The sequence below is a fragment of the Pseudoalteromonas sp. S8-8 genome (assembly GCF_000497875.1).
GTDB classification, from domain to species: Bacteria; Pseudomonadota; Gammaproteobacteria; order Enterobacterales; family Alteromonadaceae; genus Pseudoalteromonas; species Pseudoalteromonas arctica.
The window spans coordinates 1-23,448 of the sequence record NZ_AUTR01000024.1 but is presented as its reverse complement, the minus strand read 5'-3'; the positions used below and the strand labels follow the sequence as shown (position 1 = coordinate 23,448).

21 protein-coding genes and 1 tRNA gene are annotated in these 23,448 nt (G+C 40.5%); 16 read left to right on the top strand and 6 right to left on the bottom strand.

What is annotated here, in order from left to right; genetic code table 11:
• Positions 1 to 191 precede the first annotated feature (191 nt).
• From L659_RS0107295 to L659_RS0107270, 6 genes are all read left to right on the top strand, one after another.
• A tRNA-Arg gene (locus tag L659_RS0107295) sits at positions 192 to 268 on the top strand.
• A gap of 1,388 nt (positions 269 to 1,656) precedes the next feature.
• Positions 1,657 to 2,832: an exo-beta-N-acetylmuramidase NamZ family protein gene (locus L659_RS0107290; protein WP_024590092.1), complete on the top strand. Its 1,176-nt coding sequence runs from the start codon at positions 1,657 to 1,659 to the stop codon at positions 2,830 to 2,832.
• 9 nt (positions 2,833 to 2,841) lie between these two features.
• Complete coding sequence (pbp4b, locus tag L659_RS0107285; protein ID WP_024590091.1) at positions 2,842 to 4,500, top strand: penicillin binding protein PBP4B; 1,659 nt, start codon at positions 2,842 to 2,844, stop codon at positions 4,498 to 4,500.
• 191 nt (positions 4,501 to 4,691) lie between these two features.
• Positions 4,692 to 6,068 carry a Na+/H+ antiporter NhaC family protein gene (locus L659_RS0107280; RefSeq protein ID WP_007583783.1) on the top strand — a complete coding sequence of 459 codons (1,377 nt, stop codon included), beginning with the start codon at positions 4,692 to 4,694 and terminating at the stop codon, positions 6,066 to 6,068.
• Between the two features lie 252 nt (positions 6,069 to 6,320).
• A complete protein-coding gene (locus L659_RS0107275) occupies positions 6,321 to 8,063 on the top strand; it encodes a potassium/proton antiporter (protein WP_024590090.1) in 1,743 nt (580 codons plus the stop codon).
• A gap of 368 nt (positions 8,064 to 8,431) precedes the next feature.
• The gene (locus L659_RS0107270; protein WP_024590089.1) at positions 8,432 to 9,199 is read left to right on the top strand and encodes a hypothetical protein; all 768 of its coding nucleotides are present in this window, start codon (positions 8,432 to 8,434) and stop codon (positions 9,197 to 9,199) included.
• A 163-nt stretch (positions 9,200 to 9,362) separates the two neighbouring features.
• On the opposite strand, the gene L659_RS0107265 is transcribed toward L659_RS0107270, so the two are convergent.
• From L659_RS0107265 to L659_RS0107255, 3 genes are read right to left on the bottom strand one after another with little or no spacing between them, the layout of a single operon-like run.
• Positions 9,363 to 9,986, bottom strand: coding sequence for a hypothetical protein (locus L659_RS0107265; protein ID WP_024590088.1), 624 nt, complete (start codon positions 9,984 to 9,986; stop codon positions 9,363 to 9,365).
• The gene (locus L659_RS0107260; protein WP_024590087.1) at positions 9,973 to 10,533 is read right to left on the bottom strand and encodes a sigma-70 family RNA polymerase sigma factor; all 561 of its coding nucleotides are present in this window, start codon (positions 10,531 to 10,533) and stop codon (positions 9,973 to 9,975) included. The genes L659_RS0107265 and L659_RS0107260 overlap by 14 nt, the downstream gene beginning before the upstream one ends.
• 14 nt (positions 10,534 to 10,547) lie before the next feature.
• Positions 10,548 to 11,183 (bottom strand): energy transducer TonB, encoded by a 636-nt coding sequence (locus tag L659_RS0107255; RefSeq protein WP_024590086.1) that lies wholly within the window; start codon positions 11,181 to 11,183, stop codon positions 10,548 to 10,550.
• Positions 11,184 to 11,338: 155 nt separating this feature from the next.
• On the opposite strand from L659_RS0107255, the gene L659_RS0107250 reads away from it, so the two are divergent.
• The 3 genes from L659_RS0107250 to L659_RS0107240 all read left to right on the top strand — a co-directional run bounded on the left by L659_RS0107250 (position 11,339) and on the right by L659_RS0107240 (position 12,937).
• Positions 11,339 to 11,845: a DUF3087 domain-containing protein gene (locus tag L659_RS0107250; protein ID WP_007583795.1), complete on the top strand. Its 507-nt coding sequence runs from the start codon at positions 11,339 to 11,341 to the stop codon at positions 11,843 to 11,845.
• A 34-nt stretch (positions 11,846 to 11,879) separates the two neighbouring features.
• Positions 11,880 to 12,329, top strand: a complete 450-nt coding sequence (locus tag L659_RS0107245; RefSeq protein ID WP_010555493.1) for a low molecular weight protein-tyrosine-phosphatase — start codon at positions 11,880 to 11,882, stop codon at positions 12,327 to 12,329.
• Positions 12,330 to 12,544: 215 nt separating this feature from the next.
• Positions 12,545 to 12,937: a hypothetical protein gene (locus L659_RS0107240; protein WP_350556268.1), complete on the top strand. Its 393-nt coding sequence runs from the start codon at positions 12,545 to 12,547 to the stop codon at positions 12,935 to 12,937.
• Positions 12,938 to 13,004: 67 nt separating this feature from the next.
• On the opposite strand, the gene L659_RS0107235 is transcribed toward L659_RS0107240, so the two are convergent.
• Positions 13,005 to 14,120 (bottom strand): energy transducer TonB, encoded by a 1,116-nt coding sequence (locus L659_RS0107235; protein WP_024590084.1) that lies wholly within the window; start codon positions 14,118 to 14,120, stop codon positions 13,005 to 13,007.
• Between the two features lie 92 nt (positions 14,121 to 14,212).
• The gene (locus tag L659_RS0107230; protein WP_024590083.1) at positions 14,213 to 15,325 is read right to left on the bottom strand and encodes an energy transducer TonB; all 1,113 of its coding nucleotides are present in this window, start codon (positions 15,323 to 15,325) and stop codon (positions 14,213 to 14,215) included.
• 251 nt (positions 15,326 to 15,576) lie between these two features.
• On the opposite strand from L659_RS0107230, the gene L659_RS0107225 reads away from it, so the two are divergent.
• The 6 genes from L659_RS0107225 (at position 15,577) to csrA (ending at position 21,649) form a co-directional block, all read left to right on the top strand.
• Positions 15,577 to 16,200: a GTP cyclohydrolase II gene (locus L659_RS0107225; RefSeq protein ID WP_007583803.1), complete on the top strand. Its 624-nt coding sequence runs from the start codon at positions 15,577 to 15,579 to the stop codon at positions 16,198 to 16,200.
• Between the two features lie 81 nt (positions 16,201 to 16,281).
• Entirely contained in the window at positions 16,282 to 17,070 is a 789-nt protein-coding gene (locus L659_RS0107220; RefSeq protein WP_007378958.1) for a BPSS1780 family membrane protein, read from the top strand.
• The gene (locus L659_RS0107215; RefSeq protein WP_007583805.1) at positions 17,070 to 17,522 is read left to right on the top strand and encodes a regulatory protein RecX; all 453 of its coding nucleotides are present in this window, start codon (positions 17,070 to 17,072) and stop codon (positions 17,520 to 17,522) included. The genes L659_RS0107220 and L659_RS0107215 overlap by 1 nt, the downstream gene beginning before the upstream one ends.
• A gap of 19 nt (positions 17,523 to 17,541) precedes the next feature.
• On the top strand, positions 17,542 to 20,142 hold the full coding sequence (alaS, locus tag L659_RS0107210; protein WP_024590082.1) for an alanine--tRNA ligase: 2,601 nt from the start codon (positions 17,542 to 17,544) through the stop codon (positions 20,140 to 20,142).
• 6 nt (positions 20,143 to 20,148) lie between these two features.
• On the top strand, positions 20,149 to 21,366 hold the full coding sequence (locus L659_RS0107205; protein ID WP_024590081.1) for an aspartate kinase: 1,218 nt from the start codon (positions 20,149 to 20,151) through the stop codon (positions 21,364 to 21,366).
• Between the two features lie 91 nt (positions 21,367 to 21,457).
• The gene (gene csrA, locus L659_RS0107200; RefSeq protein WP_004587515.1) at positions 21,458 to 21,649 is read left to right on the top strand and encodes a carbon storage regulator CsrA; all 192 of its coding nucleotides are present in this window, start codon (positions 21,458 to 21,460) and stop codon (positions 21,647 to 21,649) included.
• Between the two features lie 50 nt (positions 21,650 to 21,699).
• Here csrA and L659_RS0107195 read toward each other — a convergent pair whose 3' ends face one another.
• Positions 21,700 to 22,167 carry a YcxB family protein gene (locus tag L659_RS0107195; protein WP_007583811.1) on the bottom strand — a complete coding sequence of 156 codons (468 nt, stop codon included), beginning with the start codon at positions 22,165 to 22,167 and terminating at the stop codon, positions 21,700 to 21,702.
• 202 nt (positions 22,168 to 22,369) lie between these two features.
• On the opposite strand from L659_RS0107195, the gene L659_RS0107190 reads away from it, so the two are divergent.
• Positions 22,370 to 23,448: IS4 family transposase (locus L659_RS0107190; protein WP_024589926.1), on the top strand; the 1,079-nt coding region annotated here is incomplete at its 3' end.

The window sequence follows — 23,448 nt, the reverse complement described above, 5'->3', positions numbered from 1 at the left end:
GGTGCATAGCTCAGCTGGATAGAGTACTCGGCTACGAACCGAGCGGTCGGAGGTTCGAATCCTCCTGCGCCCACCACTTTCATGTTTTCATACACTTTTAAGTGTAAGAAAAATAAACCGATGGAAATCGGTTTTTTTATGTCTGAATTTATACGCTCTGCTTAGAGTTTAAATAAGCAATCTATGAAAGTGGGTGCATAGCTCAGCTGGATAGAGTACTCGGCTACGAACCGAGCGGTCGGAGGTTCGAATCCTCCTGCGCCCACCACTTTCATAAACAAGCCGACATTAAGTCGGTTTTTTTGTGCCTGAAATAAAGTGAAATGTATACTACCACTCCTGTAGCCGCAGAGCTTGCTCGCGTGAGAAGCGGAAGCTTCTAATCACTGATACTTTATTTACGAGCGTTGCTCATCGCGTCAGCAAGCTGCACGCCTACAAGTAAAACCAGCCCTAATCTTTAAATCTAAACTCCGAGTTTATTTATCCGTTGTAGACGCTGAGCTTGCTCGCGTGAGAAGCGCTAGCTTCTAATTACTGATACTTTATTTACGAGCTTTGCTCGTCGCGTCAGCAAGCTGCACGCCTACAAGTAAAACCAGCCCTAATCTTTAAATCTAAACTCCGAGCTTATTCATTCGTTGTAGACGCTGAGCTTGCTCGCGTGAGAAGCGCTAGCTTCTAATTACTTACCACAGATATAACTGATGCTTTATTTACGAGCTTTGCTCGTCGCGTCAGCAAGCTGCAAGCCTATAAGTAGAAACAGCTCTAATCTTTAAATCTAAACTCCGAGTTTTATTCATCCGTTGTAGACGCTGAGCTTGCTCGCGTGAGAAGCGCTAGCTTCTAATTACTTACCACTGATATAACTGATACTTTATTTACGAGCTTCGCTCGTCGCGTCAGCAAGCTGCACGCCTACAAGTAAGACCAACCCTAATCCTTAAATTCAAACTCCGAGTTTATTCATTCGTTGTAGACGCTGAGCTTGCTCGCGTGAGAAGCGCCAGCTTCTAATTGAATAAACTCACAGCACAATACATTTACGAGCTTTGCTCGTCGCGTCAGCAAGCTGCACGCCTACAAGTAAAACCAACCCTAATCTTTAAATCCAAACTCCGAGTTTATTTATCCGTTGTAGACGCTGAGCTTGCTCGCGTGGGAAGCGACAGCTTCTATTCCCCCCTCAAAGTATAATTTATAAGATTTTATTCATTGGCAACGCCAGAAATAAGTAATTTATTCACGAAGAGGTTAAGAGGCGCTGCGCTTTTAGAGGTAGTAATAAAGCTAAGCTAAACTAATAAACCCGGGCTTATGTCTTCTCATTTACTTCTCTTTTGCTTCTCTTTGTGGAATAGATCTTTAAGTGGTTCATTGACCAAGAAATTAAATAACTAGAAGCGTTTAGCTCTAAGAAGGTTAAATACGGTCTTTAAGCTTAAAATGAGAGGTGGTATTTTCAAGTGAAACTAGCTCTAATCTTTAAATCTAAACTCCGAGTTTTATTTATTCGTTGTAGACGCTGAGCTTGCTCGCGTGAGAAGCGCCAGCTTCTAATCACTATATCTAAGCCCACTTAACCTTTTCTAAAGCTGCTCTTTAATATTACCTATGTTATTTTAAACGCCTTGTTTAAAAGGATATTGCAGTATGTTTAAAGCCCTATTTATTACGTTATTTTTTATTTTTAGCGCTATTTTTATTTCCAGCGCACAAGCCAACAAAGCCAATAACTCACTTGTGGTAGGTGCGCAGCAATATGCTAAATATTTACCGCAGTTAAAAAATAAACGTGTAGGGCTAGTAGTCAATCAAACATCAATTATAGGGCAAACTCACTTAGTAGATGCTCTGCTGGCTAAAAGCATAAACATAACTAAAATTTTTGCACCTGAGCATGGCTTTCGCGGCGATCACGATGCGGGCGCGCATGTAAAAAATGCCGTTGATAGCAAAACCGGTATTCCGCTTATTTCTATTTACGGTAAAAATAAAAAACCAAGCCGAGCTGCTTTAGCTGATGTTGATGTGATTATTTTTGATATTCAAGATGTCGGAGTGCGTTTTTATACTTACATAAGCTCTATGCACTACATGATGGAAGCCGCTGCAGAGCAGGGGATAGAATTTTTAGTACTCGACAGACCCAACCCAAATATTGCCTACGTTGATGGGCCAATATTAGAGCCAGAATTTAAATCGTTTGTAGGCATGCACCCAATACCTGTTTTACACGGTATGACCGTTGGCGAACTTGCCAAAATGATCAAGGGCGAGGGCTGGATCAATAAAGCGCCCGATTTAAAATTAACGGTGATCCCTGTTGATCATTACACTCGCAAAAGTACATACAGCTTGCCTGTAAAACCCAGCCCTAATTTACCTAACGATCAAGCCATTGCACTTTACCCATCACTTTGCTTTTTTGAAGCAACACCTATCAGTATTGGTAGAGGCACCGACTTTGCATTTCAAGTAATTGGCTATTCGCCAGTTGCATTAGGTGATTTTAATTTTACACCGCGTGCAATTAAAGGGGCTGCTTTAAACCCTAAATTTAAAAACCAAACCGTACAAGGGCTCGATTTAAGACAAGCAAACACCACAGGCCTAAATTTAACTTACTTAATAAATGCGTACACGGAGCTTAGTAAAAGCAACATCTCGTTTTTTGAGCGCGCTGACTTTATGGATAAACTAGCGGGTACTAATAAATTGCGCTTAGCTATTGAAGCAGGGCAATCAGAAGCGAAAATAAAACAAAGCTGGCAGGCGGGGCTTGCGCAATTTAAAGCGCAAAGAGCGCCTTACTTGCTATATAAATAAGGGCTAAGCATGTTTATTGCTTTAAAAAATCAAAGGTGTGGTTATATAAAAAAAGTATTTATAGCAGCGTTAAGCCTTATTGTTGTGGGTTGTAGTACACCACCTGAGCCTATTCGCTCGGTGCTACCACTTACAAAGAGCCAACTTGTAGAGCTGCCTAATGCACAAGTGGTTGTAACGTTTCCTGAGGTAAATCCAAGTAGCCGGTTTTATGTAAATAACCGAGGAACGTTTAAAGCTTACAAAGGGCGCGGGCAATTATTAATACAAAACCACAACGCACAAAGCGCCGATATTTATATTAATAATCAAAAGCTCGACGTTAGCCAACTGAGCGCCAACACTCTATACAATTACAGTTTGGCAAAAAATACTCACAATGGTGTTAATACTTTTAAAGTTGAAAATATTCTTCCTGTTGGTGCAAGTTTAACGCTACGTTTTGCATTTTCTACTTTAAGCGATGAGCCAATAAAGCACGTAGATTTTAGTGAAGTAGATACATTAATCGAACGCGATATAAAAGCGGGTTTTCCTGGGGCTGTGTTGGCCGTTGTTAAAAATGGTGAGCTAATAAAATTAACCGCCTATGGCGATGCAAAGCAATATCAGCAAAGTGATTTAATGCTACTTCGTCCAGAGCCCATGCAAACTAATACCTTGTTTGATCTTGCCTCAAACACCAAAATATTTGCCACCAACTTTGCACTTATGAAATTAGTAAGCGAAGGGCTGTTAAATATTAATAAACCCGTGCAAAGCTACCTAAGCGAATATAAAGGCGAAGGGCGAGCAAAGCGCACAGTAAAAGACTTACTCACTCACAGCGCCGGATACCCGCCAGTATTTGACTTTCACCGTAAAGATGGCAGCAATGGCGACGCGTTTTATTCGCAAAACAGTAAAACCACCAAACAGCTATTACTTACCAGCGTGCCTTTTAGTAGTAAATCATCTGGGCAGCATGTTTACTCAGATATTGATTACATGATTTTAGGCGTACTAATTGAGCGCATTACAGGGCAGCCCCTTGACGAATACCTAGAGCAGCAAGTGTATGCGCCACTAAAATTAACTAACACGTTATTTAATCCACTTAAAAAAGGCTTTAAGCCACAGCAATTTGCAGCCACTGAGCTTAGCGGCAACACACGAGACGGGCGCATTAAGTTTGATAATGTTCGAACTGGGGTTTTACAAGGACAAGTGCACGATGAGCGCGCTTACTATTCTCTTGATGGCGTAGCAGGGCATGCAGGATTATTTAGTAATGCTCACGACTTAGCCGTGCTTTGCCAGCTATTACTAAATAATGGTGGCTACGGCGACCAACAATTATTTAGTACAAGCGCCTTAGCGCAATTTTTAACGCCGCAAAGCAGCGACGAAACTTACGGGCTTGGCTTTAGGTTTGCTGGTAATAATCAAGCAAGGCGCTGGCACTTTGGCCCTTATGCAAGCGCGCAGGCTTATGGCCACACAGGTTGGACGGGTACAGTGACCGTAATCGACCCCGCTTACGACTTGGCTATTGTTTTACTTACTAATGCTCGCCATAGTGCAATTAAAGGCTCGCTAAAACGTTACGAATTTACAGGTAAACAATTTGAAACCGCACAGTACGGATCGGTGGTGTCGCTTATTTATGAAGCGTTACTAAATCAATAAGCTATCGTATAGGTTAAAACGTACTAACCGTGCCACCTTAAGTGATTTATTTACAGGTGACTTGAGTAAGCCAATCCATTAAGCTAAGCGGTCTATAAAACTAAGCCGGTTTATGTTGTTAGGCTTAACAAATAAGCGTTAAAACGCGTACAAAGCGAGGTTTACTCGCTAATAATTAAGGTTAACTTTTTATGCATTGGTATTCTATTTTACCGCCGCTAATTGCGATTGCTATCGTGTTTTGGCGAAAAGAAGTGATTATGGCGCTACTTGTTGCTGTTGCTTCTTCTGAGTTTTTACTCGCCTTTCAGGGCGAAGGTAATAGCTTGTTTGACACTTTTTTAAATACCATTGAACGTATTATTTCGGTTGCCAGCTCGCCAGGTAATACACGCATATTAATATTTAGTATTTTAATTGGTGCACTGCTTGCCTACATTCGCGAATCTGGCGGCGTTGCAGCAACTGTTAATATGCTAATGAACAAAGGCATTGCAAAAAGTAAGCGCCAAGTGGGCTTTTTAACCATGTTTACCGGTATTGCGGTGTTTATAGAATCTAACCTGAGCGTACTTACCTCGGGTATTTTATCGCGAGGCTTATTCGACAAATTTAAAATGAGCCGAGCGCGTCTAGCTTACATTATTGACAGCACCAGTGCGCCAGTGTGTATTTTAATACTACTTAACGGCTGGGGTGCATTTGTACTTGGTTTGTTAGGTAACTACGAGCTAGGTGAGTCGGCTGTATCGGTATTGTGGGGCAGCGTAGGGTATAACTTTTACGCCATAATTACCCTTGTTATTGTTTTTTACACAATCGCGTTTGATAAAGTGCATGGCCCAATGAAAGAAGCCGAAGAAAAACTAGAGCTTCAAACAACCGACTTAAAAGATGAAATAAAAGCCTCTAAAGCGCGTTACATGCTAATCCCGCTTATTACGCTAATTACCAGCATGGTTGGCTTTATGTATTACACCGGTAATGGTGTGTTGGCAGAGGGTAGTGGCTCTAAGTCAGTATTGTACGCAACGGTTTTAGCCATTGTTGTCGCTTACTTTTTAATGATTGGTTCTCGTAAATTTACGCACCATCAATTAGTTGATACCGGTTTTAAAGGTATGGGCGAATTAATGCCATTGGTCGCTATTGTACTGCTTTCGCTTACACTTGGCGCAAGCTTAAAAGAGCTTGGTACTGGCGTATTTGTAGCGTCACTTGTTGGTGACTACTTACCTATTTACCTAATAGTACCGGTGCTGTTTTTAACCGGCGCAGTTATGTCGTTTACTACAGGTACATCGTGGGGTACGTTTGCTATATTAATCCCAATTGGTGTGCCACTTATTCAAGCGCTAGGTTTACCGCCATCGCTTGTTGTAGGTGCTATTTTGGGTGGTGGTATATTTGGCGATCATTGCTCGCCTATATCCGACACCAGCGCTGTATCGGCTATTGCATCGGGGTGTGACTTACTCACCCACGTTAAAACACAGCTACCGTATGCCTTATTTGGTGGTGGCCTTACGTTTTTAGCGTACTTAGTAACAAGCATTATTGTTTTATAAAATTTGATTATTTAAATACTCAAAAGCCTGCTTAATCGCAGGCTTTTTTGTTTTCAAAATAAATAAAGCTAATTAATATAGAGCCAAGCAATATCAAACTCAAAGGCTCTATAATTATTAGAAAAACTATTTAATTATAGACTTAAGTACCCGTATTTATATTTTTTAGGTTATTGTATAGCATGAGCTTTAAGCTTTTTGATAGCTGGCAATTCTTACTTTTCAACTCATATAAGGCTGTAAATCCACACTATGTTTGCAATTGATAATATCATTCTCGTTAGTGCCATATTAATTTTACTAGGAGTGATCTCGAGCAAGTTATCTGCACGCGTTGGCTTACCTGTACTGGTGCTATTTTTACTTGTAGGTATGCTCGCAGGTGAAGACGGTATTGCAGGTATTTCATTCGACAATGCAGAGGCCGCACATGCTTTAGGTACTCTTGCGCTTGCCATTATTCTATTTGATGGCGGTTTACAAACGCCTACCAGTTCAATTAAACAAGTGTGGAAACCCGCGTCTGCTTTAGCAACCGTCGGGGTGTTATTTACCGCTGTAATTACAGGCCTTGTGGCCACTTATATTTTAGACCTGCCCATATTACAAGGTGTTTTACTGGGCGCTATTGTTGGCTCTACAGATGCTGCAGCAGTGTTTGCGCTTTTACGAAGTGCGGGTATTCACTTAAACAAAAAGCTTAAATCTACCCTTGAAATAGAAAGTGCATCGAACGATCCAATGGCTATTTTTCTAACAGTTGGTTTGTTAGAAATGCTCGTTAACGAAATGCCAATAGGGCTGGATTTACTACAGTTATTTGCTCAACAAATGGGTGTTGGCGCTATTTGTGGTCTTTTAATTGGTAAGGTATCGGTTTGGTTTATTAATCGAATTAAACTAAATGCATCGGGTTTGTATTTAGTGATGGTAACCGCATTTGGACTGCTTTCTTTTGGCCTTTCTGCAACGCTCGGCGGCAGTGGGTTTTTAGCTGTATTTATAACAGGCGTGATTTTAGGTAACAGTAAATTTGTATATAAACGCGGTATTTTTCTGTTTCATGACGGCTTAGCATGGCTTGGGCAAATAACCATGTTTGTTGTATTAGGACTCCTTATAAACCCATCGTCGTTGGTTGATGTATGGTTAGAAGGACTGCTTATTGCACTGGCACTCATTTTTGTTGCTCGCCCATTAGCTGTAGCGCCTATTTTAAAACTGTTTGGCTTTAATAATCGCGAAACCTTATTTGTATCTTGGGTTGGCCTTAGAGGCTCAGTACCCATTATTTTAGCTATATTCCCATTACTATTTGGCCTTTCAGGGGCTGAACTTATTTTTAATGTTGTTTTTTTCGTGGTGTTAATTTCAGCCACGTTACAGGGCTCAACAATGCCTTGGATGGCTAAAAAACTAAATTTAGTAGAGCCGCCGCCCGACCTAGCCGCTGCAACGCTCGAAATTACAGCACTAAACGATATTGATATAGAAATTGTAGAATACACCTTAAGTGACGTTTCTCGGGTTTCTGGGCGCAGCTTGTCACATGCCGCACTTCCTGAGAGTGTAGTTGTTGCTATGATCACACGGGGTCCGTCAATCATACCGCCACGAGGCTCAACTAAGTTAAAACCAAACGATCACTTATTTGTTGTTTTAAAACCTGATAACAGACCTTTTGTTGATTTAGTTTTTACAGCAACCGATAAAACAAACCATCAAGATAGCCATTTAGCGCACAACGAACTTAAAGTGAAAGGGGTAACGTTGGTAGGCGATATATTTTACTCTTATCACATGCAAATAGACGCCCCAGAAGAGATAAGCTTGGAAGAAGTGATCAACCAAAAGCTTTCAGGAGAAGTCAGTAAAGGCGATATTGTTGTTATTGGTAATGTGCAAATACGCGTTATAACAATGGTGCATACACGCATAGTTACCATTGGCTTAAAGTACTTAAACAATCCAGAAAAGCGACTTTTAAAGCCGTAATCATTAACAGTGATTTATTTAGCGCTAGGCTCATGTTTATAGCTGCATAGGTTGGGTTGAGTGACACGAAACCCAACGGATCTCCAATACAATGAGCACACACAAAGCTAGTTATATGTAGTGTTTACTGTAGGCGCCTAGCTTGCTGGCGCGTCGGGCTTTAGCCCGAAATCTATGCATAGCCTTAAGGCCAAAGTCATATTACATTTCTTAGCTAATAAGGTTAGACCCTCGGACTCAATTTATTCTTGGCAGTATTATAAATAACAACCGAGCAAGCACTGCTTTAATCTGGGTATTACTCTGCGTTTGACCAAAAGGAATCTCTTAGGTAGGCTAAATATATAAAATCAACCCGAACTGATTAGATGAAAGATAATAAAAATATAAGGTTTATAGATTTAACCACTAAAAATTTGGGGGTTATTTCTACAATTACCTTCTTTATCTACACTATATTTTGTTATTTCTGGACAGTGATTTACTTTAATAATTGGGGCGTTTTTGCTTTTGATTATTTATCAAATACTGACATTTATAATTTCACTATAGTATCTAGCGGTCTCCCTTTTTCACTAACACTTATTCTACTGACTCTATCAATAATTAAAGCTACAAAGGATATTTTTCATCTATTAGAGGAAAAAGATCGTACCAAGGGAATAGTTTATAGTGATAAGCATACTGGGTATGAAAAAGAAACTAATATGCTATTTGTAAACGCTCTAACTATAGTGATTTTGATGTTAGTGTCATATGCGGCTTACGGTTATCACTTAAAGTCTATTTCATCTAAGATTGAGTTAGCCAAATATAAGATAATAATTAAAAATCGTGAAGATAATATGTGTGGTCATATTATTAGTAACGTAGGTGATAATATAGTTATATGGGATTACAGCTCTGATAAAGTTGTGGCTTTAAACAAGAGTGCAGTCGAAAGTTACAGTGAGATGAGGTTGTCTCCACCTCCATTTGAATACAAATTGATATACCCTGATGGAACCTCAACGCCGCGCAAACATGGCTGGACTTCACAACCCCCCAGAAATATAAGAATAGAAACTGAAGACACTAAGAAAGCACTTAAAGAGTGGAAAAATAGTTTCCTAAAGCAGTGCTCCCACTCAGGATGAAAATATATTTTTAGTGACTATTTAAACGCTAATTGCGCTAAGTTGGCTTCCTAAATAAGTTCTGACTGGTAAATTTTCTCTGTTAATCTTTAAAGTTATTGTCTAATAGTTGAATGACTTTTAAACCTTTGGGGGTTATTTTTGCTTAGTCGCAAACAGTTCATTAACCTCTACACACCTTAACCCCAATTCCCGCATGTTTAAGCGCAATAATCTGCCCCTTACCGTTATGTGCCATAGCGAGCATATCACCCGTATTTATATTACTTTCTACCGCGTGTTTACCTTTTAAATCACTCAACAGCGAATGCTTAATTTGCACTAGCACCTCGTCATTACAGCTGACTATATACCAGTCGTTATCTACCTTCACTAGAGTGCCGTATTCTATGTGGCGTTGTTGGTGGCGGCGTAAATCATTAGCGAATTGGCTGTCGAGTGCGTGTTTTTGCTCTGTAATAGAGCTTGCGTAGCTGCCGGATGGATTTATTTCGTGTGTTTTAATAATTGAATAGTCGTGAATGTCTATAGTCTTAAGTACGCTGTTAAGCACGGTTTTGGGCTCTGTATTTATTATGTTGTTATTATCAAACACAATAAATGCAAACACACCCAGTGCGCAGGCTAGGCTGATTAGCTGTAGCGTAAAGCCGATTTTTTTAGGCTTAGTGTGCGTGGCTTTATTAAGTAGCACTTTTTGCTGATCACTTGTAAGTGTAGTGCGCGCTTTTCGCTCTTTGTAATGTTGTGTGAGCTTTTGATCAAACGGCTCATCAGGCTTGTTCATTGTTTGCTCCTAATAAACGTTTAAGGTTTTGCTTGGCATAGCGCAGCCTTGTTTTAATGGTCTCGAGGCTGCTTTGCGTTATAAGTTCTATGTCGGTGAGCGAAAAGCCTTCTTGTTGTAATGTAATGGCTTCGCGTTGTACAAAACTCAGTTGTTTAAGTGCGGCGTCGAATGCTTCGTAACTTATATTTGTATCGCTTTGCTCACTTTGCTTTGCGGGTAAATACGTGTTTTCGTCAAACTCTACAAAGTGTTGTTGCCTGCGGTATTCGTCAATGAGTGTGTTGCGGGCAAGTTTAAATAACCACGCTTTGGGTGTGGTTTGTGCTTGGTAAAGGTGGCGCTTTTCGATTACTTTTAGCCATGTTTGTTGACTTACGTCGTATGCTAAATGCGTATTAGATTGCGTAACAAGGTAGTGGTATAAGTCGTTACTGTAGAGGGCGATAAGCTGCTCTAAGTAACGATTGTCGCCACTTTTTGCGTAACTTGCCATGCAGTCCTTGCTTGGCGTTTCAAATAACCATGACTTAATACTTAGTAGCATAGGCGTTTAGTCCGTTAAATAGAGTTATCTAATTTAAAATCGAGCTGTACAGTTTGACCTGTTTGTAATTGTGCCACACCTTCAATTACTTTGGGGCGATATTTCCAGCGTTTAATGGCTCTTATTGCTTCGCGGTCAAAGGTACGTTTTGGCTCGGCGTTAATAACTACTGGGTCGATTACCTCCCCCGTTGGCGAAATACTAAAGCTTAGTTGCACCCAACCTTCAATACCATCGCGCGCTGCTGTTGTTGGGTATTTAGGGCTAATGCGCACAATGGGTGTTGCATCTCCCGTTGGGCGATTAATGGTGTTGTTAATGTCGCCACCAAAATCGTCAATTGTAATCGGCGTAAAGTCGCTAATTGCCAGCACAGGATCGGCTGATGTATCAAGCGGTGGAGCTTTTTGCGGCACTTTAGGCATTGGCGGTGGCGGCTGTATTTTTTGTATATGCCTTAGCTTTGAATCCTCAGGCGCCTTAAAAATTTCTACTATAATATCGTCCCCTGGTTTTACCGGTGCGCGTTGCTCGCCACTTATTAAATATTGCATAAACGCAAAAGCTGCAAAGGTCATCGCGGCGCCGCCGATAACGGCAGTCGATGTTTTAATAAATACTGGGTTGTTAGGTACTTCAAGTGTGTGCATAAGCCGCTCCAAATTTTATTGACCACTACAATTAGGGTGTTTTCAAAGCTATAACGGGTGGCAAATCAAAAAGGGGTGAAATAATTTTATAAAAAATGTGGGGTTTAGTTACAATAGCCATTCGCAAATATTAAAACTTAACTTTTTAGGCTGTTATGCAACTCATTGAAATAAATAAAGCGCGTTACCGTAAACATTTAAACCGTGTTATTGCAGGATGTGGTATTGGTTTGGCGGTAGGCAGCTTGGCTATATCGCAAACGCTGATTGCTTTATTTCCTGATGAAAGTGGTAGCCACTTTCATTGGAACTTAATAGGCGTTGCTATTACTAGCGTTGGGCTTGCGTGGTTACTTCATAAATATCGTACACATACGTTTATGACAGAAGTTGTTTATGTGTGGGAGCTTAAAAAAGCACTTAATAAAATAACCCGTAAAATGGCTAAGTTAAAAGCCGCTGGCCGTGAAGGTAATGCCGATGCGTTATTAGCGATTCACTATAGCTACGCGGGCTCTCGGTTATTGTGGCAGTTAGACGATAACCTAATCACTATGGACGATTTAGCCATTAAACAAGCTGAGCTTGAATCTGTTGCAGCGCAACATAACGTAACGCTTAACGTTGAAGATTACGACGCAAGTATTTTAAAACAGTTTTAAAGCTTAGGTTTTTAAATTAGTTAGAGGAGCCTTAATGAAAAAAGTACTCATAGTTTGTTTAGGTAATATTTGCCGCTCGCCAACCGCAGAGGCGGTATTAAAAGCCCGTGCTAAAAAACTAGGCGTTAACGTTAAAGTTGATTCGGCAGGGACTATTGGTTACCACGAAGGTAAAACGCCTGATAGTCGCTCAATGGCAGCAGGGGAGAAGCGCGGTTATAGTTTTAAAGGTATTTATTCACGTAAAGTACGCACAAGCGATTTTACTGAATTTGATTTAATTTTAGCGGCCGATACACAAAATTTAGCTGATTTAACAGCGCAATGCCCTGAGCATTTACGCTATAAGCTGGCGCTATTTTTAGAATATGGCGAGCAAGCCCAAAGCGCTATTCCCGATCCTTATTACGGCGGCGATGATGGCTTTGAAAATGTGCTCGATTTAATTGAAGCGGCTAGCGACAAAATACTCGCTAAAATTTAATCCCTATTTTATTACTAAAGCTAAATTTAACGAGCTTTTTGTCGTATTGCATGATGTTCCTAAAGTAAGTACATTTTATACTTACTCAAAGGGAACTTTATGAAAAAAAAATATTACTACTCACTTTATCTATCGCTTCTTGTTCTACTTTTGCTAACGATGTTAGTTTTTCGATTGGGGGTGGCTATCCTTATTTAGTTATTCCTGAAGTGTCTTTGTCGGCTAACGACGACACACAACGCTGGTATGCAAATTATAAACTAGGCCTTGATGATGGTTTTTCAGCCGGTTTTGAACAAGCAGTTAGCGATAATAAAAAACATGCTTTTGGCGCGCTTGTGGGCGCTATTGGTGCAAGAGATACAGACCAAGAGTGTGAAAGTTCAACTAATGATGTAGCAACTGACTTTGCTAATACGCTAGGTTGTGTAATTGGCGGAATTTTTGATGAAGAAACAACAAACGGCATAGGGCTTACTTACAGCTATAACTTTAATGGATTGAACAGCGCTGGTTTTAGATTAGAGCTAGATGTGGGCTATGGTAAAGCAAGCGATAGCAACGAAAAAAGAGCCGATGGCGGTATTAGCGTAAGTTACGAATTTTAACTACGTAGAATTTGTATTAGTTGGTATTAAAAAAGGCGCATAAAGCGCCTTTTTTAATGAGCCGCTTTTAGTGGCGGTTAATTTTAAAGTCGAGCTGTACCTGAGAAATAGCGCTAACGGGTTTGCCATTTTCAAACTTTGGCGCGTAACGCCATTGCTCAAGCGCTGCTTTGGCTGACTTTTCAAATGCGCTGCCGCCTTCAGAGCTAAGTACTTTTGGGTTTTTTACAAAGCCAGCTGCGTCTACCTCAAACTCCATAATAACGCTACCATCGGTACTAAATCTGGCTTTGTGCACTGGGTATTTAGGATTAACACGATAGAGTGGTGTTTGCTCTTGCGATTCTTTCCATGGCACCATTTGAGCGATAGCGAGGCAGTGTTTAGTTGCTTCTTCGCTTTTGCCTTGTTTTTCGTACAGACCTACAAGTTTAGAATGAGCGGTTAGCTCAGCACTGTGATCGTATTTTAAGTTATCGTCAAACGCGGTAACTATGTTGTTTAAGCGCTCAATTGCCTGATTATATTTTTTACTGCCTTCGGCAAATGCGGCTATTAAAAAGTTAGCTTTAATTTGCTCTACCGAGCTACTAGGTAGATTTTCACGGTAGTATTCGTCGGCTTCTTCTAGGTAGTTTTTCGCTTCGCGATATTTTTTAGAGCTAAACTTTTTAGCAAGCAGTGATGCCGCTTCTAGTTTCATGTCGGCTACAAACTTAGGCTTATTTTGTGTTTTAGCTATATCTATTACTTGTTCTAAAAAGTTAGCTGCTTTGTAAGCTGATGTTGTGTAGTTAGCTTGGCCGAGCAGTGCATCAATTGTTTCTATTGATAGTTTACCGTGGTTTGCAGCTAAAATAGTATGGGCTTCGTTATAAAGTGCAAAACGCTGTTCGTTTAGCTCATCGCCGTAGCCTTTTATTGCTTTAGCGTAATTAATAGCTAAGTTGGCAGTATTGTCGTCGCTTTTACCGTAAACGGCTTTACCTGATGTGTAAGCAAGTTTGGCAGTTTGTTGTACGTTTTTGTCTGCTTTAACTGCTGCTAAATAGCTTTGGTATGCTTGGCTAAATACCGCTTGAGGATCGCTTGCTTGGCTGGCGAGTGCTGTAGTACTTAAAGTTGTTGCGCTCAAAGCAGATAAACTTAAGCCTATAAATAAAGCGAGTTGCTGACGTTTCATAATAATCCCTATTAACTTTTAAATTGAAACTAGGTTGACGTAATTACAACAGTTTCTTATTAATATAATTTTTGACTGAATGGTAAAACTACTTAAAGGCGTTCAAAATACAGTTCAGCTTGAGTTGTTGCATTTACAGGTTTTCCATTTTTAAACTTTGGAGCGTAACGCCATTGTTTAACAGCGGCTATCGCTGATTTTTCAAACGCTTTAGAACCTTCAGAACTAATAACCTTAGGATTTTTCACAAAGCCATGGGTATCAACAGTAATCTCTAATATAACTATTACATGACTTTTAGTTTCACCGCGAGGGTATATAGGCTCGGTTATGTAGAGTGGATTTTGCTCTGAGGTATTTTTCCAGTGCGTATTTTTAGCAAAGGCTAAGGCGTGTTTAGTCGCTTTATCGCTTTCATCTTGTTTTTCATATAGCTGAACTAAGCCAACATGTGCATTAAGCTCAAAGCTTTGATCTAAATTTTTATATTTATCAAATAAGCCAACTATACGGTTTAGCCTTTTAGTTGCTTTGTCGTAATCTTTACGGCCACTCTCAAATGAAACCATTAAAAAGTCAGACTTTATACGCTCTACTGCATTATCAGGTAGCTGGGCTTGGTAATACTTATCTGCATCTTGAGCGTATATTTTCACTAAAGAGTATTCGCTATGGCTAAACCTATAAAGTAATGTTTCTGCAGCTTCAAATTGCATATTGGCGACAAGGCCTGGGTTATTTTGTAATTCAGCGATTTTAATGAGTTGCTTAAAGTTTTTGACTGCGATATATGATTTATTGGTATGAGTGGCTTTGGCTAGTAGCGTATCCATAGTCTCTATTGAGTTTTCGCCATAGTTTTTAACTAAAATACGGTGGGCCTGTGAATACAAATCAAACCGTTTCTTTTCATTGCCATTCCCTATAACCATAATGTTCTTTGCAGTATAATTATTGATGGCTTTGGCGTAGTTAATAGCAAGCTTTGCCGTTTCATTGCTATTTTCTCCATATAGAGCGAGCCCTTTTTGATAGGCAAGTTGTGCTTCTTTTTCAGCTTGTTCTTTGGCTGCAACAAATGCTGAGTCAGTTTCTTCGGCGTTTGCAGATACAACTTGAATGCTATTTACTTGGTTTGCGAAAGTGGAGTTAGCAAAGGCTAATAAGCTTAATCCTATCGATATGGCGAGCTGTTGGTACTTCATAATAATCCCTATTATTTATTAGCCCATAAAATTACCAAAACTATCAAGGTTTGTCATTATTTTAGGTAAATTAAAGTAAACAAGCGAGGTTGTAATATTCGGGTTATTAATTGCTTAACGATCATTGAAAATAACGCCTGTCGTCGCCATATATTTGCCATAAACAGTCTTGTACTACGGTGTATTTATCCTATTTTGTGATATTATCACTTTATTGTCGTGTCGTAGTTATTTAAATATTTGGATTTGTCGTGGCGCAAGTAAGAGCAAGAGTCCAGCTTAATGTTGGCAGAAATAGTGATATCCCTGCAGAAATAATCTCATTTACTGATTTAAAAGATGGTAAAGAACATATTGCTATGGTGTTTAACAACGCTGATACAGAGCAAGATGTACCGCTTATTCGTATGCATTCAGAGTGTTTAACAGGTGATGTATTTTACTCATCGCGTTGTGATTGCGGCGAGCAGCTAAATGAATGTATTGAAATGATGCACGAGCAAGGCGGTATTTTATTGTATTTACGCCAAGAAGGTCGTGGCATTGGTTTATACAACAAAATTGATGCTTACGTATTACAATCGCAAGGTATGAACACCTACGAAGCTAATAATCATTTAGGCTTTGCTGATGATTTACGTGACTTTTCGGATGCTGTGTTAATGCTTAATGCGCTTAATTTAAGCCACGTTAAATTAATGACCAATAATCCTAAAAAGCTTAACGCATTAAAAGATGCCGGTATTAATGTTGACTCGGTTGTGGGCACGCATGCGCACATTAAAGCGGGTGTTGCGGGTAATAAATCGTACCTAGAAACAAAAATTAAGCATGGCGCGCATATGTTAGATATTAAGAAAATTAAAAAACCTTAATCATTTAATTACGTTTCGTCTATTAATACCCCCTCACGCCAAGTTATACTTGGCGTGTTTCGTTTTAAATTAAGAGCAAGTATGTCTACACAATTACGAATTTTTAAAGCCGATGCAGGGCTAAAGTGGTTAAAAGCCGGATGGCTTATTTTTAAAACCCAGCCAGCAACCTTTATTTTTATGCATTTATTTATTGGTATTGTAGGGCTGCTGTCTTTATTTTTACCGCTGCTGCAAGTAGTAGCAGCACTAGCTACGCCATTTTTAACCGCAGGGTTTTACCAAGCGGTGCTTAGTAAGCAGCAGGGCGGAAAAATTATGCTAGCCGATATTCTCAAGCCATTTACGGCTAAGGGAAATCGTTTAGGGTTATTGCGTTTAGCACTTTATCAGATGGGGGCGGGCATTTTAATGGCGTTACTTGCTAATGGCTTATTTGCCGATGCAGTGGCTGTTATGAGCCAACCAGGACTTGATCCAAACGTAGCACTTGAACAAATGCTTGAGAGTATTTCGGGCGCGAATGTAATTTTGTTTTTTATGGCAATGCTAATTTATTTAACGGCGTTTGCTTACGCTGTACCGCTTGTTTATTTTAGTAAAGAAACACGTATTTTAACGGCGCTTAAAAAATCGTTAATGGTGTTTTATCATAACATTTTGCCACTTGGCGTTTTTGGTCTTATTTGCGCATTATTTATGGCGCTTTCGATGTTCTTATCGTTCTTACCACTGTTGATTTTAATGCCGATTTGCTACATTAGCTTTTTTGTATCTTATCAAGCCATTTTTATGCCTGTTGTACCACCAAGTGACGACATTAATGTTAAGCCACTTAGCAGTGAAACAAGCGGGCGTTTTGACGCTTAATGGATGATAAATTAAAGCAAAAACTAAAAAACTATGTACTTTGGTTACTAGGGCGCCAAGAATATTCGCGTCGTGAGTTAACGCTAAAATTACAGCAAAAAGAAGCTACAGAAGAGTTTATTGAAACGCTGCTTGATTGGTGCGAAAAGCATAATTTTATTAACGAGCAGCGATACTGTGAAGGCTTTGTAAGAAAACACATATTTAAATGCCACGGGCTTAAGCGAATACAAAGCGAAGCTATGGGCAAAGGGATTGATCGTTCGCTACTTGAATTGGTAGTTGAAGAGCTTGAAGTAGATTGGTTTGAGCTTGCGCAGGATGCGTACAATAAAAAATATTCGAATACACCGGCCGATCTCGATTACAAAGATAAAGCTAAGCGCGTGCGCTACTTAATGTATCGGGGTTTTAGCTACGATGAAATTAATTTTGCAATGCAAGCACAGTAAATACAGGTGAGACTTTCAAATGCAGCACATGACTACCGCACAAATTAGGCAACAGTTTTTAGACTTTTTTGCCAGCAAGCAACATCAAATAGTACCTTCTAGCTCGCTTATACCGGGTAACGATGCCACGTTGTTATTTAACAATGCCGGCATGGTGCAATTTAAAGATGTATTTTTAGGCGCAGAAAGCCGCCCTTATACACGTGCGACAAGCTCGCAGCGCTGTGTACGTGCTGGCGGTAAGCATAACGATTTAGAAAACGTAGGCTACACTGCTCGCCACCATACATTTTTTGAAATGTTAGGTAACTTCAGCTTTGGTGATTACTTTAAGCAAGACGCGATTAAGTTTGCATGGGAGTTTTTAACTGAGGTAGTAAGCCTACCTAAAGAAAAACTTTTAGTAACTATTTATCATGATGATGAAGAAGCGTTTGGTTACTGGGCTAACGAAATTGGCTTACCTGAAGACCGCATTATTCGTATTGCGACCTCAGACAACTTTTGGTCTATGGGCGATACTGGCCCGTGTGGTCCGTGTTCTGAAATATTTTATGATCACGGCGAGCATATTTGGGGCGGGCCTCCGGGCTCTCCTGAGGAAGACGGCGACCGTTTCATCGAAATTTGGAACCTTGTATTTATGCAATACAACCGTCAAAGCGACGGTACAATGTTGCCTCTACCTAAGCAATCTGTTGATACGGGAATGGGCCTTGAGCGTATTTCTGCTATTTTGCAGGGCGTGCATTCAAACTACGAAATCGATTTATTCCAAGGCTTAATTGCTGCTGCTGCAAGTGTTACTAATGCACAAGACATGGACGACAAGTCACTACGCGTAGTGGCCGATCATATTCGTTCGTGTGCGTTTTTAATCTCAGATGGTGTTATGCCATCTAACGAAGGCCGTGGTTATGTACTGCGCCGTATTATTCGTCGTGCTGTGCGCCACGGTAACAAATTAGGTGCACAAGGTTCGTTTTTCTATAAATTAGTTGCTGCGCTAATTGAGCAAATGGGTCAAGCGTACCCTGAGCTTGCTAAGCAACAAGAAATTATTGAAAAAGTATTACGCATTGAAGAAGAACAGTTTGGTAAAACACTTGAGCGTGGCTTAGCTATTTTAGAAGAAAGCTTAAGCGACCTTAAAGGCGATATTATACCGGGCGACTTAGTATTTAAACTTTATGATACGTATGGTTTCCCAGCTGATTTAACGGCCGATGTTGCGCGTGAGCGCCAGATGACAATTGATCATCAAGGCTTTGAAGAGTGTATGGCTGTACAACGTAAAACAGCGCAGCAAGCAGGTAAATTTGGTGCAGATTACAATGACCAATTAAAATCAGATAAACACACTGACTTTAAAGGTTACGACAGCACACATTACAGCGCGACCGTTATTGAAATTTTTGCCGGTGGCGAAGCTGTTCAGTTATTAGAAGATGGTCAACAAGGTATTGTAGTACTAGACCGCACACCGTTTTACGCTGAATCAGGCGGTCAAACGGGTGACACGGGTACTATTACAGTTGCTGGTGGCGAATTTAATGTTACTAATACCACTAAGCTTGGTAATGCTTTTGCTCACCACGGTACTGTACAAGGCCGTATTGGTGTTAATGACAAAGTTGACGCAACTATTGATGATACGCGCCGCGACAACATTAAGAAAAACCACACAGCTACGCATATTTTACACGAAGCACTACGCCAACTATTAGGTGACCATGTAGGCCAAAAAGGCTCACTTGTTCAGCCAGATCGTTTACGTTTTGACTTTTCGCATTTTGAAGCAGTTACTAAAGATGAGCTACGTGAAATTGAGCGTGTAGTTAATGACGAAATTCGTCGTAACTTTGCACTTAACACTGAGCTTATGGCTATTGATGATGCTAAAGCGAAAGGTGCTATGGCATTGTTTGGCGAAAAGTACGATGACGAAGTACGTGTAGTTACTATTGGCGACTACTCTATTGAGCTTTGTGGTGGTACTCACGTTGAGCGCGCTGGCGATATTGGTTTATTCAAAATTGTATCTGAAAGTGGTATTGCCGCAGGTGTTCGCCGTATTGAAGCCGTAACCGGTGCAGATGCTGTAGCGTACGTTAGCGAGCAAGAGCAACAACTTAGCGATGTTGCAGCTTTAGTTAAAGGCGATAGCGCATCGGTACTTGAAAAAGTAACTGCGTTGCTTGAAAAATCTAAAGGCCTTGAAAAGCAAATTGCACAGCTTAGCGATAAGCTAGCAAGTGCAGCGGGCGCGTCTTTACTTGATTCGATTGTTGAAATTAATGGCGTTAAGCTACTTGTAGCAAACGTTGAAGGTACTGAATCTAAAGCGCTTCGCGGTATGGTTGATGACCTTAAAAACAAGATTGGCTCAGGTGTTATTGCACTGGGTGTTGCTAGTGGCGACAAAGTAAGCCTAATTGCCGGTGTAACGAAAGACTTAACAGGCAAAGTAAAAGCCGGTGAGTTAGTTAACCATATGGCAGGTCAAGTAGGTGGTAAAGGTGGCGGTCGTCCAGATATGGCACAAGCTGGTGGTAGTGAGCCACAAAATCTTGCTGCTGCACTAGATAGCGTTACAGCTTGGTTAACTGAGCGTACTTAAGCCTAAGTGGCGCTTATTGTTCAAAAATTCGGTGGCACTTCGGTCGGCTCAATAGAGCGAATTGAAGCAGTCGCCGACCTTGTTGTTAAAACCAGACAACAAGGACATCAAGTGGTTGTGGTTCTCTCTGCTATGTCGGGAGAAACCAACCGCTTAATTAACCTCGCCAAACAAATTGATACTCGCCCGAGTAGCCGTGAACTAGATGTACTTATTAGCACTGGAGAGCAGGTTTCTGTATCACTGCTTGCTATGGCTATTATCAAACGTGGTCATTCAGCTGTAAGCTTATTAGCCGATCAAGTCAATATTCTAACCGACAACATGTTTGGTAAAGCCCGTATTGAAGACGTTGCCGCTACACGTTTAAAGCATGAGCTTGAGCATAACCGTATTGCTATTATTGCTGGCTTTCAGGGGCGTGACGTTGAGGGCAATATTACAACGCTTGGACGCGGCGGCACCGATACATCGGCTGTAGAAATAGCTGCGGCTATAAAAGCTGACGAATGCCAGATCTATACAGACGTTGACGGCGTATATACTACAGATCCTCGTGTTGAACCTAACGCGCGCAGAATGAGCCAAGTTACCTTTGCCGAAATGCTAGAGCTGGCAAGTTTAGGGGCGAAAGTTTTGCATATTCGCTCAGTAGAAGCCGCAGGAAAACATAATGTGCCACTTAGGGTGCTTTCGAGCTTTAATCCCGATGAAGGTACATTAATAAGTTTTGAGGAGAACGATATGCCAAGCAAGGTTGTATCGGGGATTGCGTTTAATCGTGACGAATGTTTAATTAAGGTACAAGGTGTGCCAACGGGTACGCAATATCTTTCAAAAATATTGAAACTTTTTGCCGAAAATGGCATCGAAATAGATATGATTAATCAAGTTAATCATAACTTTGAAAAAATAGACTATGCTTTTACTGTGCACTCGAATGATTATCTGCAAGCACTTGAATTATTGAGTGAAGATCAAGCTCAGCTCAGTGCTCAAAATATAAGCGGATTGCAAGCAGTAGCTAAAGTTTCTGCTGTTGGCATGGGTATGAAATCACATTCTGGTGTCGCTAGTTTATTTTTTGATGCATTAGCACAGGAAAATATTAATGTGGTTTTAGTCTCGACTTCAGAGATTAAAATTTCAGTTTTAATAGATGAAAAGTACTTAGAGTTGGCTGTTCGTGCATTACACAAGGCATTTTTAACAGAAAATGGATAGATTGCGAGTTTTTACTTACTTTTCAGTCTAATTTTCATTAGTATGTTTAAGCGGAATCTTATAATTTTTATTGGAACATGGGAGCAAGAGAATGCTAATACTAACTCGTAGAGTAGGTGAAACCCTAATGATTGGTGACGAAGTAACAGTTACTGTTCTAGGTGTTAAAGGAAATCAAGTTCGAATCGGTGTTAATGCACCAAAAGACGTATCAGTGCATCGTGAAGAGATTTACATGCGCATACAAGCTGAAAAGTCGAACCCTAATCCGGGCAATGCTTAATCAACACGTATACGTAGTTGAGTAATTAACTCAACTAGACTAAAAGCCACTCACTGAGTGGCTTTTTTGTTTATAAAAGCGAGTGTTTCTGGGGTTAGTATTTGTTTTGAAATGTACTGCATGCCGCTTTTATTTTTAATAATAATACCTTGCTGAGTATCTATTACTTCGCTTATGTCTTGCCAAGTTAGCTGAAAGCTTTTGTAATGATTAGCCGATTTAATGCCTTCTTCATCAAAGGTAAGTGTTACCTCTGAGCCTGACGCTCTGCTGAGCATTTGTCTGGTTACCCACCAAGGTCTGCGATAGTAAAAAGCGACGCACTCTAGTACACCTAGCATGATCATAAACGATCCTAAGTAATGATCGTTTAAAACATAAATGCCAAATAAACCAAGCGCAACGAGGAGTACAAGTAAAAAGTACTTAGGTTTGGCGCGCTTACTGTAGGGGAGTGACTCATCAAAGCACTCGTAAAAGTAAGGTTTATCTAGTGTGTAGGTTGTTGTAAATGCCATATTGCCTTGCTTTAAATATCGTTTTTTTTATTTTAACAAGCTAACCGCTAAATGAGCAGCTTTATAGTCAGTGATTTTATTACAGACACAAAAAAACGGCCCTAAGGCTAACACCGATCAGTTAAGGTATTTTTGATCGGTTGACTGATCTTTTGGTTGCTTCACAATACCCTTATCATCTTTTGATTATGAGGGTATTTTTATGCTTAGTCATTGGTTACTTGATACGGATATATTCGCCACTCCTGACTCTTTATCTACATTTCAGAAACATATCCCTCTTGAGTGGATTTCTAATGTGCTCGAGCAGACCGATAAAGCAAGTATTCGCAAACGTAAGTTACCTGCTGAGCTTGTCGTCTGGCTTATCATTGCAATGGGTCTTTTTCGCGACCGCTCTATTAGTGACGTTGTTGAGAAGTTAGATTTAACACTCACTGATACCCTGGGCGATACGGTTGCTCCAAGTGCTATTCCTCAAGCGAGACAGCGCCTGAGTAGCGACCCCCTCCAAGCCTTATTTCACCTATGTGCAGCCCGTTGGACACAAGAAGAAGATGCTGATGATACGTGGTATGGACTCCGGTTATTTTCTGTTGATGGAACGCAATTTCGTGCACCTGATACACCTGCTCTTGCTGAGCACTTTCACTATATTAAGCACAGTAAAAACCGTCATACAGAATATCCTATTGTACGCCTATGCGCCTTAAGCTCCTTGCGTAGCCGGTTGATACACCACGTTGCCTTCGGGCCCAGTTATCAAGGTGAGGTGAACTACGCAAAGCAGTTATTTGGTCATGTAAGTGATAACAGTCTAACTATTTTTGACCGATGTTATCTCAGCGCTGAGCTACTGATTAATTGGCGTAAGCAACACCCACAGTCGCACTGGATGGTCCCGATTAAAAGCAACACGCAATACACCGTCATTGAATCTTACTCTGAGCATGACTTCAAAGTAGAGATGAGTGTATCTGCGCATGCCAGAAAACAAGACCCTTCGCTTCCTGAGTGCTGGCAGGCCAGACTGGTTCTTTATCCTGAGCCAATGGGGCCTGGAAAAATAAAAGGTCTGCTGTGCTCTTTGGATGATAAACAGGCTTTTGGTGCACAGGCCATTCTTGATGTCTATTTCGAGCGCTGGGAAATTGAAAATAGCTATGGAGAAATAAAACACCAGATGCTTGAGGATAGTATTCTTTTGCGTAGTCAGACTGTGGATGGAGTCAATCAAGAGCTATGGGGTATATTGCTAGCCTACAATTTAATTCGAGTAGA